This window comes from Tepidibacter aestuarii (assembly GCF_934924865.1).
Classification (GTDB): Bacteria; Bacillota; Clostridia; order Peptostreptococcales; family Peptostreptococcaceae; genus Tepidibacter_A; species Tepidibacter_A aestuarii.
Genome location: NZ_OW235315.1, coordinates 812,709 through 827,345, shown reverse-complemented (window position 1 = coordinate 827,345; position 14,637 = coordinate 812,709). Strand labels below are relative to the sequence as shown.

General features: G+C 29.4%; 12 protein-coding genes. 5 read left to right on the top strand and 7 right to left on the bottom strand.

The window, feature by feature from the left end:
* Positions 1-108: 108 nt before the first annotated feature.
* A complete protein-coding gene (locus M2214_RS03900) occupies positions 109-2,106 on the bottom strand; it encodes a sigma-54-dependent Fis family transcriptional regulator (RefSeq protein WP_248483009.1) in 1,998 nt (665 codons plus the stop codon).
* Positions 2,107-2,257: 151 nt separating this feature from the next.
* Between M2214_RS03900 and M2214_RS03895 the strand changes: the two genes are divergently transcribed.
* Together M2214_RS03895 and M2214_RS03890 are read left to right on the top strand one after the other, a co-directional pair.
* Positions 2,258-3,052: a rhomboid family intramembrane serine protease gene (locus M2214_RS03895; protein WP_248483007.1), complete on the top strand. Its 795-nt coding sequence runs from the start codon at positions 2,258-2,260 to the stop codon at positions 3,050-3,052.
* A 448-nt stretch (positions 3,053-3,500) separates the two neighbouring features.
* A complete protein-coding gene (locus M2214_RS03890; RefSeq protein WP_248483005.1) occupies positions 3,501-4,925 on the top strand; it encodes an alanine/glycine:cation symporter family protein in 1,425 nt (474 codons plus the stop codon).
* 71 nt (positions 4,926-4,996) lie between these two features.
* Here M2214_RS03890 and murI read toward each other — a convergent pair whose 3' ends face one another.
* The 6 genes from murI to M2214_RS03860 form a co-directional block, all read right to left on the bottom strand.
* The gene (murI, locus tag M2214_RS03885; RefSeq protein ID WP_248483003.1) at positions 4,997-5,761 is read right to left on the bottom strand and encodes a glutamate racemase; all 765 of its coding nucleotides are present in this window, start codon (positions 5,759-5,761) and stop codon (positions 4,997-4,999) included.
* A 194-nt stretch (positions 5,762-5,955) separates the two neighbouring features.
* Positions 5,956-6,579: a TrkA C-terminal domain-containing protein gene (locus M2214_RS03880; RefSeq protein WP_248483001.1), complete on the bottom strand. Its 624-nt coding sequence runs from the start codon at positions 6,577-6,579 to the stop codon at positions 5,956-5,958.
* A gap of 20 nt (positions 6,580-6,599) precedes the next feature.
* Positions 6,600-7,538, bottom strand: a complete 939-nt coding sequence (locus tag M2214_RS03875) for a DMT family transporter (protein WP_248482999.1) — start codon at positions 7,536-7,538, stop codon at positions 6,600-6,602.
* Positions 7,539-7,788: 250 nt separating this feature from the next.
* Positions 7,789-10,035 (bottom strand): ATP-dependent Clp protease ATP-binding subunit, encoded by a 2,247-nt coding sequence (locus tag M2214_RS03870; protein WP_248482997.1) that lies wholly within the window; start codon positions 10,033-10,035, stop codon positions 7,789-7,791.
* Between the two features lie 65 nt (positions 10,036-10,100).
* Positions 10,101-11,021, bottom strand: a complete 921-nt coding sequence (locus M2214_RS03865; RefSeq protein WP_248482995.1) for an alpha/beta hydrolase — start codon at positions 11,019-11,021, stop codon at positions 10,101-10,103.
* Between the two features lie 42 nt (positions 11,022-11,063).
* Entirely contained in the window at positions 11,064-12,149 is a 1,086-nt protein-coding gene (locus M2214_RS03860; protein WP_248482993.1) for an endonuclease/exonuclease/phosphatase family protein, read from the bottom strand.
* Positions 12,150-12,318: 169 nt separating this feature from the next.
* Here M2214_RS03860 and M2214_RS03855 point away from each other — a divergent pair, with 169 nt between their 5' ends.
* From M2214_RS03855 to M2214_RS03845, 3 genes are all read left to right on the top strand, one after another.
* Positions 12,319-12,720 carry a DUF1284 domain-containing protein gene (locus tag M2214_RS03855; RefSeq protein WP_248482991.1) on the top strand — a complete coding sequence of 134 codons (402 nt, stop codon included), beginning with the start codon at positions 12,319-12,321 and terminating at the stop codon, positions 12,718-12,720.
* 115 nt (positions 12,721-12,835) lie between these two features.
* Positions 12,836-13,813, top strand: coding sequence for a YbgA family protein (locus tag M2214_RS03850; RefSeq protein ID WP_248482989.1), 978 nt, complete (start codon positions 12,836-12,838; stop codon positions 13,811-13,813).
* A gap of 75 nt (positions 13,814-13,888) precedes the next feature.
* The gene (locus M2214_RS03845; protein WP_248482987.1) at positions 13,889-14,464 is read left to right on the top strand and encodes a glycoside hydrolase family 73 protein; all 576 of its coding nucleotides are present in this window, start codon (positions 13,889-13,891) and stop codon (positions 14,462-14,464) included.
* Positions 14,465-14,637 lie beyond the last annotated feature (173 nt).

Genomic DNA, 14,637 nt, shown 5'->3' with positions numbered 1-14,637 from the left:
TAAAAACCTTATTTAGACTTATTTTATGTATCATTTTAGAACACTTGTTAATTTCAAGACACAAAAAAAGTGTATCAAAATGAAACTCGCGTTTCATTTTGATACACTTTATATCATGTAATCTATATTGTATTTTTCTATTTTTCTATAAAGAGTACTTCTTCCTATACCAAGGGTTTTCGAAGCAAGAGCTATATTACCTCCTACATCCTCTAATGTCTTTATTATTGCTATTTTCTCTATTTCTGCCAAAGTCAATAGTTCTTCTTTTATTCCTATCTTTTTGCATAAATTACTTGGCTTTATATAAGAAGGTAGATGCTTATATCCTATAGTTTCCCGTCCTTCAACCATATTTACAACTAACTGCATTACATTTTGAAGTTCTCTTACATTTCCAGGCCAGTCATAACTTTTGACATACTTGTAGAAACTTTCATTAATAGGTCCTAGAGTTTTATTAACCTTTTTACTAAATTTTTGAATAAAGTATTCAACCAAAAGATGTATGTCTTCTTTTCTATTTCTTAAAGATGGCGTAGTTATAGGCATTACATTTAGTCTATAATAAAGATCCTCTCTAAAGTTTCCTTTTTCAACTTCTTCCTTTAAGTTTTTGTGAGTTGCAGCTATTACTCTAACATCTGTAGGTATAACACTATGTCCCCCAACTCTAACTATCGACTTAGTTTCTAAAACTCTAAGCAAATTTACTTGCGTATCAAGAGGCATGTCTCCTATTTCATCAAGAAATATAGTTCCCTCATCTGCAAGCTCAAACTTACCTGGATGTCCACCTCTTTTAGCACCAGTAAATGCTCCCTCTACATATCCAAATAACTCACTTGCTACAAGTTCTCTAGGAATAGCCCCACAGTTTAAAAATACAAATGGTTTATTTTTTCTAGGGCTTTCATTGTGTATTGCCTGGGCAAACAATTCTTTTCCTGTACCACTTTCCCCTTGAAGAAGTATCGTAGTATTTGCTTTTGCAGCTTTTTTTGAAATTCTTTTAGCCTCTTGCATAATCTCACTTTCACCTATAATATCGTCAAATGTGAATATTGCTTCTGCTCCTATTATTTTATTTACAAGGTTGTGAATAGTTTTAGACCTTCTAAAAGTAACAACAACACCTTCAACCTCATCAGTATCACAGTCTTTTATAGGGGTCAAATTAACTATACAGTATATTCGTTGTTTTCTTTTATTTTTAAAATACATCTCAGTTTCTTCATATTTTTTACCTTTGTTTATAACACTCAGCACTATTTTATTATTTTTCTCACTTATAAGTTCACTGATATTTTTTCCTATAATATCTTTTTCATCAAGCGAAAGCAATTTTCTAGCAAATAAGTTTATATCCTTTACTATTCCTTTGTTATCTATGCCTAAAAGTCCCTCAGATATAGATTCCATTATCGCAAATAAATGTTTGTTTGTCATACTTAGCTTTTTATTCATATCATTAACTTTCAATTGATTTTCTATAGCTTCACCTGATGCCACTACCATTCCTAAAGTATGAGGATGTACTTTTTCATATGGTCCTGTCACACTCAGAACGCCAACCACATCACCATTCTCATCCTTTATAGGACAAGCAGATGAGCTCCAATTATGATAAAGCTTACAATAGTGTTCTCCTCCAAGAACTTGTATAGGTTCTTTATTTATTATTGCAAGTGATAGGGCATTAGTTCCCATATTTTTTTCACCTATATTGCTCCCCTTTTCTATATTAAGATCTTTATACGTGTCTATAAGATCTCCGTTTCCCATAAACTCAAGAATATAACCGTCTCCATCTGCAAGTCTTATCACAAGACCGTTGTCTTCAACTATCTTATACAAGCTGTTCATAAAAGGCTTAGCTATCTCGACTAGTCTCTTGGATTCTTCTTTTCTTTTTTTAAGCTTTTTTTCATCAAGCTTTAAAGCTTCATTATTTCCAAATGGATCTATTTTATATTCTTTACTTTTCAACCAAGATTTAGCTATAACAGGTCTTATGAGATTGTAATCTAACTCACCAGTTTTTATGAATTTTTTCCAAGCTTTAATACTATCTTCATTCTTACCTAGTAAAATTTCCGTTGGCATTTTTATCACCCCTTCGGACTAATGTTATTATTCATTATACCATTAATATAAATTTATGGTTTTTATTTTAAATATTCAACCTCACTTTTGGTCAATATATAATGTATATGTTATAATATAGTATATTTTGCTTACAAAAGGAGGTTGTTCCATGAACTGGATAGATAAATTGGAGCGCAAATATAGACATCTTGCAATCGAAAATCTAATGTATTATATAATAGGTTTATCCACCCTTGTATATGGTATATATTTCATAACACACTCTTATAACTTAATATCTTTGCTTGAACTAAATCCAAGGTTGGTCATGAAAGGACAAGTTTGGAGGCTTATAACCTATATATTTATACCACCTTTAACTACTCCGATATGGATAGTTTTTAGACTATATATTTATTATTCTCTAGGTTCTGCGCTTGAACATGAATGGGGTAGCTTTAAATTCAATCTATACTATTTACTAGGTATGATTGGAACTACAATAATAGCTTTTGTGATCAACTCCCCGGTTAGTGCTACTTATTTAAATCTGTCTATTTTTTTAGCATTTGCTAAAATATATCCAGACTACGAGTTTTATTTATTCTTCATACTTCCAATTAAAGTTAAATACTTAGCTTGGATGAACTGGATATTCATAGTTTATACAATAATATCTTCTCCTATAATCTTCAAATTAACAGCTATAGTATCTATAATAAATTACTTTATATTTTTTGGAAAAAGTAATTTATACGATGCTAAGAATAGAAGAAATGCTTATAACAGAAAAAAACAGTTCAAATCTAATATAACTAAAAGAGATTATTTTCATAAATGTACTGTATGTGAAATAACAGACAAAGACGATCCAAATATGGAATTTAGATACTGTTCTAAATGCAAGGGCGACTATGAATATTGTAGTGATCACCTTCTTAATCATGAACACAAAAAAAGATGAAGCATTAGCTTCATCTTTTTTATTGCTCTTACAGTTACATCTTGAATTTTCTGAAGAGCTATATAATACATATCTAGATATTTGTTCTATTTTTTACAATTTTTAAACTTATTTACCTCTTTTAAACTTTTATAAGTCTTTTCAATAAAATTTATATGAATAATTTTTTTTTTATAATTCATAAGTAATCAACTTCTTTTCTTGAGAATAACGTCATAAAACTTTTCAATTCATTTTATATGCAATATTTATAATCACCACAAGCATCTTTTCAACTCAAGGTTCATTTTTTGTAAAATTCAGAATATAAAAAAATTTGATATATCATTTATTTTTTGATACAATTGTTTCAATTGATGCTAAATAAATTAAACCCAAATCTAGTAAATACTAAATTTTATTAAGCAATAATATTATTTTGAAAATTTTAATAAAAGGGAGTGATAAAATGTTAGGTTTTTTAGAAACAATAGTTTCTTTAGGAAACACAATACTTTGGCAATACGTTCTTATAGCTTTACTTATTACAATAGGTCTTTATTTCACATTCAAGTCTAATTTTGTTCAATTTAGATTTTTGGGAGAGATGTTCAGACTATTAGGAGATGGAGCTAGCAATTCATCTAGCGAAAAGCAAGGTGTCTCTTCATTTCAGGCATTTTGTATAAGTACAGCTTCTAGAGTTGGAACTGGTAACTTAGCTGGTGTTGCATTAGCTATTTCTGTAGGTGGTCCAGGTGCTGTATTTTGGATGTGGCTTATAGCTTTAATAGGCGCTGCATCAAGTTTTGTTGAAAGTACTCTAGCTCAAATTTATAAAACCAAAGATAAAAATGGATATCGTGGTGGTCCAGCTTATTATATGGAAAAAGCTTTAAATAAGAGATGGATGGGAGTTTTATTCTCAATACTTATAACTCTATGCTTTGGTCTTGTTTTCAATTCAGTACAATCAAATACTATCTCACTTGCTTTTGAGGCAGCATTTGGATTAAATAGAATCATAATCGGATTAGTATTAGCTACAGTTACATCAATTATAATATTTGGTGGAGTTACAAGAATTGCAAAGGTTGCAGAGTTAATAGTTCCTGTAATGGCAGTTGCTTATATATTAGTTGCTCTATTTGTAATTATCAAAAATATAACTTTAATACCATCAGTATTCTCACTTATTTTAAGTAGTGCATTTGGTATGAAAGCTGCCGTAGGTGGTGGAATCGGTGCTGCCTTAATGCAAGGTATTAAAAGAGGTCTTTTCTCTAATGAAGCTGGTATGGGATCTGCTCCAAATGCAGCTGCAACAGCAGAAGTATCTCACCCTGTTAAGCAAGGTTTGATTCAAACTCTTGGAGTATTTACTGATACGATTTTAATATGCAGTTCAACTGCTTTTATAATACTTCTATCTGGTGCTTATTCGACAGAAGGTTTAACTGGAATTCAACTTACACAAACTGCTTTAAGTTCTCAAGTAGGTTCTTGGGGAAATATGTTTATAGCTGCTTGTATTTTACTATTTGCATTCAGCTCTATAATAGGCAATTACTACTATGGAGAAACTAATATTGAATTTATAAATACTAATAAAGCTTATTTATTAATATATAGATTATCAGTAGTAGGTATGGTTATATTCGGTTCAGTTGCTAAGGTTCAAATAGTTTGGGATATGGCTGATTTATTCATGGGTCTAATGGCATTAATAAATCTAATAGCTATTTCTCAACTTGGTAAAATAGCCTTTGCAGCATTAAAGGATTACGCTGATCAAAAAAGAGAAGGAAAAAATCCAGTATTTTATTCAGATAGTATAGAAGGTTTAGAAAATCTAGAATGCTGGGAAGCTTCAAGCACATCTAAAAGAGCATAAAAAATTCGCTAAAAATAATATAGAAAAGCATAAAAAAGAAGGATTTGATAATCCTTCTTTTTTATGCTTTTCTATATGTTTAATAATTTATACGATAGGTTTATTTTAGATTTATCTTGTGATGAATTTACAACGTCTATACTACCATCTATATTTTTATCAGATAGCATATCCATGTTATCTAATATATTTTTCAAATTATACGCGGTTCCAAATCCACCATCTATAAGTTTTACATTATTTCCTAACACCTTTTTTATAGCATTTTTTAAAAATATGTAGTGTGTACAGCCCAGTACAATTGAATCTATTTCATTTATATCAATATCTTCAAATAACTCTTTTATAGCGTCTTCGGCTTCAGCGCCTTCTGTAATCCCATCCTCTACAACAGTTACAAGCCTTGGAGCTGGAACCTTAATAATTTCAGCTTTACTCTTATATTTATCCATAAGTAAATTGAATTTATTTTCTTTTAGTGTTACTTCTGTAGCCAAAACTACAATTTTTCCACTTTTATATGCTTCAACAGCAGGCTTTAAAGCAGGTTCAATTCCTATAATAGGTATGTTGTACCTATCTCTAAATTTATCTACAACAGCACTAGTAGCTGTATTACAAGCTATAACTATAGATTTAACACCTCTATTTATAAAGTAATCTCCGATATCTAAACATATTTTTTCTAGCTCTTCCTTAGTTTTTTTGCCATAAGGTATATTTTTAGAATCACCGTAGTATATATAATCTTCATTAGGCATCAGTTTTTTTATTTCTCTTAAAACACTGATCCCTCCCATCCCTGAATCAAACACACCTATAGGTAGATTTCTCACTATATCACCTCCTAAATCACTATCATATTATATCATAATTTTATATTTTAATTTGGTTTCACTTTATCCGAAATCAAAAAGTTCTAGGACTCCTCCCTCTTAAGGCTAGAGATAAGAACTTAACAGCTTCTGGATTAGTTTAGCTAGAAATTCAGTTAAAGTAAAAATTCCATCTAAATTAAGTTTCACTTTACCTATACGATTTGTAAGTATTCATTTATTTTATCAATAACCCCTAAATCTCCTACTATTATCAAGCTATCATCTACTTTAAATTCAAGATTAGGACCAGGTGATAAAATCATATTTCCATTTCTTAAAACACCTAGTATAGTAGCCCCTGTATTTTCCCATATTTTACATTCTCCTATAGTCTTCCCTATGATATGGTACTCTTCTTTCAGTTGAATTTGTATGGGGTCTATTATCTCAGATCTTTTAAATTTATATAAATCTATAATCTTTTCCATGGTTTCGTGTATTCTTTTGTCTATTTCTTTTTTTTGATCCATTAAATTTTTAAGGTTTTGTCTTAAACCACTTATTGTCTCTTCACTATTTCTGAAGCTTTGGATAACTTCCCCAGCTTTATATTTTGATAATACAATTATCCCACTACCCTTACTAACTCTAACTACATCTCTATCTTCCAAAACCTTCATAGCTTTTCTTATAGTTTCAGGAGATACATTATATTCAGAAGCTAGTATAGACCTTCCTCTTAATTTTTCCCCTTCAGATATATTTCCTTTATAGATACGAGTAGCTACATCAACTGCTATTTTTATATATCTAGGAATCGAAATACGTTCGCTCATAATATATTCCCCCCGCCGAATTATTTTGAATCAATCTTTCTTGACCTATAATTTATTTTTGTAAATTTTATTATTTGTACAATATCATAATATGATAGATTTAAATTAACTACATAAACAGATAATATTATCAGTATTGTCCCTATTATTTGATTGGTATTTATTGCTTCACTAAATACAAAATACCCTCCGACAACTGTTACAATAGGTGAAAAATTCAAATACAATGTTGTAACTGTAGAACCAAGATTTTCTAAAGCATACATATATAGAACATATGAAATAGCAGAACAAAATATTGCAAGATATAGAAAGTTGTATATTACAACATTATTTATCAACTCCCAATTGTTATTTTCAAACAATGAAAACGGAATTAATACCATAGTCCCAAATATTATTTGATAAAATACAATCGCTAATTGTGAATATTTTTTAAACAAATTCTTTGTTGTATAATTATAGAACACCCACGAAAAAACAGCTCCAAACATAAATATATATCCTAGTATTTCATTTGTCCCTAACCTTATATTCCCTCCTATTATGAAATATATTCCAATCATTGACAATAAAACTCCTATAATATTATTAACACTCAGTTTGTTTTTCAATATAATACTATCAACTATTAAGGAAAATATCGGTATAGTTCCTATTATTAGAGACGCTTCTGATGAGCTAATATATTTTATCCCATAATTTTCGAAGCAATAATATATTGCAACACCAAAAACTCCTGCCATGGCCATGGGCTTTATATCTTCTCTTTGAAGCTTAGTATCCGGCTCTTTTATTCTCATTACGACAAATAATATAATTGATGCAATTAAAAACCTAAGCGTTGCAAGTGTCATAGGTCCAAACACATTTAAAGTTATCTTTATACTTAAAAAAGATATCCCCCACATAGTAACGGCTAGAATTATTGCGATAATCGAATAAATTTTAGTTTTCATAAATATCCCTTCTTTTCCCCTTATTAATTTAAAGAGCTTCAAGTTCAAGTATATTACTTTATAAGATATGTGTAAAGGTTGTTACTATTGTTTTTATATATTTAAAATATTTTTTCCTAGATTTACACTAACTCTAAATGGCTACATAAAAAAATTACGCTTATTGAAATGTTAATTAAGTATCGTTATTTCAATAAGCGTAATTTTTAACTTAGCCACCTAAATTTAATTATTAATCTTAACCTTTTTATTAGCTTATACATACTTTTCCATCTTTTAACTCTATATTTATACAAGAACCTTCATTCAGTTCACCTTTAAGATATTTCTCTGCTATCTCATCCTCTATATACTTTTGGATAGTTCTTCTTAAAGGTCTAGCTCCATACTTATCATCATATCCTTTTTGAAGTATAAAGTCTTTAACCTCATCAGAAATACTTATAGTCATGTCCTTTTCTTTAGCTTCTTCTACTACCTCATTTATCATTAATTCTACTATTTTAGATAGTTCATCCTTATTAAGCTTAGTAAATACTATAGTCTCATCTATTCTATTTAAAAACTCTGGTCTAAATGTTTTCTTTAACGCATCATTAACTCTTTCCTCAAGCTCATCATAACCATCATTATTAAATCCTATAGAACTTGATTTAAAGTTTGTTCCTGCATTAGAAGTCATTATTATTACACTATTTTCGAAAAACACAGTTCTTCCTTGACTGTCAGTAAGTCTTCCATCCTCAAGTATTTGAAGTAACATATTAAATACATCTTGATGAGCTTTTTCTATCTCATCTAAAAGTATAACGGAATAAGGCTTTCTTCTTATTTTTTCTGTTAACTGTCCACCTTGATCATATCCAACATATCCCGGAGGCGCTCCTATCAATTTTGAAACCGTATGCTTTTCCATGTATTCTGACATATCTATTCTTATAAGAGCCTCTTCACTTCCAAACAGTTCAACCGCTAAAGTTTTTACAAGTTCTGTTTTACCAACACCAGTAGGCCCTACAAATATAAACGAAGATGGTTTTTTCTTCTTTCTAAACCCAGAACGATTACGTCTTATAGCCTTTGATATGCTTGTAATTGCATTATGCTGGCCTATTACTCTTTTATGAAGTCTGTTTTCTAATTTTAAAAGCTTAGTAGCCTCTGATTGAGTAATCTTTTGAACAGGAATCTTAGTCCAAGACTCTATAACAAACGCCACATCCTCTACTGTAATTGCTACATCTGAGCACTTTGCTTCTATATTCTTAATGTCTTCTTCTATTTTGCATTCCTTCATTTTGCACTCTGCCGCTTTTTCATAGTTATTACTGTCTGATGCTTCTTCTCTTTCTATTTGGACTTTTTCTAATTCTTCTTTTAAAGCTTGTATCTCTATAAGCCCTTGATTCTTTAAGTTAGCTCTTGAACCAACCTCATCTATTATATCTATAGCTTTATCTGGTAAGAATCTATCTGTTATATACCTCTTTGACAAAGTGCTTGCTGCTACTATTACTTCATCAGATATCTTAACATTGTGATAATCCTCGTAATATCCCTTAATTCCTTTTAAAATTTCTATAGTCTCATCAACTGTAGGTTCCTCAACTAATACAGGTTGAAATCTTCTTTCAAGAGCTGCATCTTTTTCTATATGCTTTTTATATTCCTCAAGAGTTGTAGCTCCTATTAATTGAATTTCGCCTTTAGCAAGTGACGGCTTTAATATGTTTGCAGCATTCATAGCTCCACCTTGAACTTCGCCTGCACCCATAATATTATGTATCTCATCTATTACAAGTATTACATTCTCATTAGCTTGTGCTTCTTTGATTATATTCTTCATTCTACCTTCAAACTGACCTCTAAATTGAGTTCCTGCAACAACAGCAGTTAAATCTAGAAGGTATATCTGAGCATCAAATAATTTTGCCGGAACCTCTTTTTGAACTATTCTAACCGCAAGCCCTTCTGCTATAGCTGTTTTACCAACTCCAGGTTCTCCTATTAGTATAGGATTATTTTTATTTCTTCTATTTAATATCTGTATAGCTCTATCTATTTCTCTGTTTCTTCCAATTATTCTATCGACTTCATTGTTTTTCGCTTTTTCAGTTAAGTTACTTCCATACATATTAAGAAACTTATTCTTATTCTTTTTCTTTTTATTCTTTTTATCTTTTTTCTTCTCAAAATCTTCTTCAACATCTATATCATCTTCGTCTTTTGGCATAGTGTTGTTAAACATATTAGCGAACATATTATTTTCATCAAAATCATCCATATCCATTCCATCTATTACAGAGTTCATCTGCCCAGTTAAGTTTTCTATATCTTCTTCATTCATGCCTGTTTGCTTCATTAGTTGATCAATTATTGGCAATCCACTTTTTTTAGCACATTCTATACACAACCCTTTAATCTCTGATTTTCCGTTTTCAACTGTAGATGTAAATACAACTGCAATATTCTTATTGCATTTTGAACATAATTTCATATCAAATCATCTCCATAACTAATACTAAAATAATAATTATATTTTATAATATATATTTTTATCCATCAATACTTTAAATTTCCAATCCAACTAACTATATCTTCATATACCTCATATTTATTCAATTCATTCAATATCTCATGTCGCCCGTTTTCATATATTTTCAAATCTGTATTTTCAATACCTACTTTTTTATAGATATTATACAGTTTCATTGCATCCTTTGAATTTGATCCGACCATATCCTTGTCTCCTGATAATATTAATATAGGCAATTTTTTCGATATCTTTTTTATATTATCTCTATTTATAGTTAATTTAACTCCTTTTAACAGGTTAACATACAATCCTGCACTACATACAAATCCGCATAAGCTATCCTTAATATATTCTTTGACCTTATCTTCATCTGAAGATAACCAATCAAAGTCTGTTTTATTAGGATAAAAAAATTTGTTGTAGCTTCCAAAAGTTAATTTATCCATAAAGTTAGCTTTTTTATTATACCCATATATACTTGCATATATTTTAGATATAATATATCCTATATTTCTTTTTACAAAATTTCCTCCTATTGTTGTTCCAGATAAAATAACACCACTAAATTCATCCGGAAATTCTTGAATACAAGTTCTAGCTAATAAAGATCCCATGCTATGGCCAATCAATATAAGTGGTTTATCATTTTCTTTTTTTATATAACCTATTATATTCTTTATATCACTTACTATATTATCCCATCCATTTTGATCGAAATGTCCTATTTGATTATGTTCAGTGCCTGTTTTGCCATGACCTCTATGATCACACCCATACACAATATATCCATTTTTATTTAATACCCTACTAAATTCATTATATCTCAATGAATGCTCTGCCATACCATGAAGTATCAAAACACACCCTATTAAATTTTCTACATCCGCCCATCTGTGGACAGTAATATTAGCCCCATCTGTACCCTTAATCTTAAACTCCTCAACCATAATATCACCCTCAACTTATACTCTTTTTTATTTTCAAGGAAATTATATACTTTGCGACATGATCGATGCGTTAGCATCAAGCGAATTTTTCAACTTAAATTCCATAGTTACAGGATTATGATCGCTATATTCAAATCGTAAATCATCTCCCTTCACATCTAATACTTCTATATTATCAGAAACCAGAAATCCATCTATAGTTTCAACAAAGTTATATCCATATTCATAAGGAACATCTAGACTTCTTACAGTTGGAGTAAGAGGGTCTACCGCCCATTTAAAAGTATCTGGCTTAAAATTGCTAGGCATCTCCTGCATCCACTTGTTTTCTGATTTGCTTTTAAAATTTGTCTTATCAAGCTTATGATTCCAGTCTCCCCCTACTAAAACATAATTTCCTTTATCATACTCATTTTGTATGTATTGTTTCAAATAAGATAATTGTTGCTTTCTTATAACCCCTCCTTTATCATAAGCTGATAAGTGGATATTTATTAAAACAAGCTCTTTATCAGAATCTAATACCTTAAGTCTACTTTCTATAAAGCATCTATCTAATAAAAATAGCTGTCTTTCAAAACGCTCTTTACCTGGTAATTGATACCTAGTAGCGTTACTTACATCATATTTCGAAAAAGTAACTAGACCGGCCTTTACATATCCATGAGGCTTTTTAACGGGTACAGGCACCCATAGGACTTTATAATTATAAGCATATGAATCGCTATACTTATCAAGCTCTTCACTTATTTTTTTGTACTCATCTATGTAATATGTTCTAGTAGCTTTCTTATCTATTTCTTGAACGAAACAAAAATCAGAATTTTTATTTTTTAAATAGCTTGCTACTCCTTCTATATTTTCATAAGTTTTTTCCTTGCTCTGTGACCTTGACATGGTACCTTCATCCATGAAAAAATCTTGTTTTTTATCAAGTCCTCCAAATCCGATATTAAACGTAGTTATGCTCATAGTATTATCTAATTTTACTATTTCTTCTTTATTACTATTAACCTCAAGTGAAATAATTTCATCAGGTTTATAATCTGTGATAATAACTGCTAATAAGAATAATAAAAATAAACTTATTAACAATATAGATATCCTCAAAGTAAATTTTATAAACATTTTTATCGCTCCTCATTAATTTCATATTATAATTAATTTAAATAAAATCAATCTAATGCTACACCTACAAGTCTTACAACTCTGTTGCTTAGAAATGATATAAATTGTTATTTATTATAAAATTATATAACATTATTTAGTAATTTGCATTATCATTAAGGAGGTTTATATGAAACTAAGAGCTCATCATATATTTTGTATTCAAGGATATATAGGAAAAGGATACGATGAAGATTTTACACATAATATGGATAAGATAGTTAAACACTTAAAATCAAACCCCAAAGCAAAAATTACAATAACAGATTCTATAGATTGTATATGTTCTAAATGTCCAAATAATATAAATAACTCAAATTGTCAAACACAGGATAAAGTAACAGCACTAGATTCAAAGGTAATAGATTTACTCAATCTAGAAAAAGATAAAACCTATACGTATAATGAACTTTTAGAAATCTTAAAAAACAATCTATCAATAGAAAAATTCAGCCGTATATGCAGTAGTTGCCAATGGTTTGAATACGGTTACTGTAAAGAAGCCATGTCAAAACTTTTAAAAATGACATAGAACAAAACTTAATTTATATGGAATTTTATAACTTTTACCTTTCAGATAAATATATTCTCAAAAAATACAGATTATAATAAGTATATTTAATGATCAAAATGAAAGGAGAATTTTCATGAAAGATTTCACCACTCCTAATATCATTCTAAGCAAATGTATAGAACATGATAATTGTAGATATAACGGATCTAAAATAAACAACGATTTTATAAAAACTCTAAAATCTCATGTTAATTTTGTTACTGTATGTCCCGAAACAAGTATAGGCCTTTCTACTCCTAGAGATGCCTTAAGACTGGTTTCGAAAGATGATAAAGAAAATTTTAATTTAGTTTTTTCTAAAACAGGAGATGATTTAACTGACAAAATGCATTCCTTCTCCAATATATTTTTAAAAGATATATCTGACAAGGGTATAGATGGATTTATTCTAAAAAGCCGCTCTCCATCTTGCGGTATAAAAAATGTTAAAGTGTATAAATCCCACGGAAAGTCACCTGCTCTTCCAAAGAGAGGTAGCGGATTATTTGCAAGTAAAATATATGAATACTTTCCAGATGCAGTTATTGAAGATGAAGGAAGGCTTACTAACTTTGATATTAGAGAACATTTTTTAACAAAAATATATACAAAATCAGATTTTAAAAACGTGAAAAAAGATAAAAGCATAAAGTCTCTTATAGACTTTCAAAGTAAAAATAAATATCTTTTAATGTCACACAGCCCTGGATATTTAAAGAAGATGGGAAAATTAACTGCTAATACAGAGTCAAAGGATATATCGGATATAATAAGTGACTATGAAATATATCTTAACAAAGCTTTATCTATACCATCCAAACCAAATAGAAATATCAATATGCTACTTCATTTATTTGGGTATTTTTCTAAGCATTTATCCTTTAGTGAGAAAGCTTTTTTCTTAGAAACATTAGAAAAATACAACAACAAAAAAATACCATTTTGTGTTCCATTAACTATGATAAATTCTTGGGTTATGAGGTTTGAAAATGAATATTTACATAATCAGACTATATTTGAACCATTTCCTAGTGAATTAATACAAACTAGAGATTCTGGAAAAACAATTTAATATGACTATTGTATTATTTCATTAAGTGCTCTCATAATATATAATTATATATATATTACATAAAGGGAGATTCAAATGAAAAATAAAATAAGTATAGTTTTTATTATTACATCTATGTTATTTTTTATCTTAAGCTCTATTTTGATACTATTTCTATTTAAATCATCAACTCCATTACCAGATCTATACAATGAAAAATTCGAAACAAAAGATGAATTCATACAACTTGTATATTCAAAAACCAACTACGGTTATAAAAAATACAATATATATCCAAGTATCACAATAGCACAAGCAATTCTTGAAAGTAACTGGGGTAATTCTAATCTAACACAAAAAGGGAAAAATTTATTTGGAATAAAGGCTAGTAAAGACTATAAAAATAAAGTTGATTTTCCGACTAATGAATTCGTAGACAATAAAAAAGTAAAAGTAGTTCAAAGTTTCAGAGCTTATGATTCATATTCAGAATCTATTGAGGACTACACTAACTTGCTTGGAAAGGCTAAACGATATGAGTCATTGAAAAAATGTAAGGATTATAAAGAACAAGCTATAGCACTTTATGCATGTGGATACTCCACCGATCCAAACTACCCTCAAAAGCTTATATCAATAATAGAAAAGTATAAGTTATATGAGTATGATTAAAAAATTCGTCTAGTCGCTACGCACTGACTCATGTTGCCAACGATCCCTATGGGCTCCGTTGCTCAAAAATAGATGCAATTATAGCTCTATTACCAAGTTATCCACAAAACAAAAATGTTATAATTTCCTGTAGAATAAAAAATTCGCTTCATGCCATTGGCATGAAGCGAATT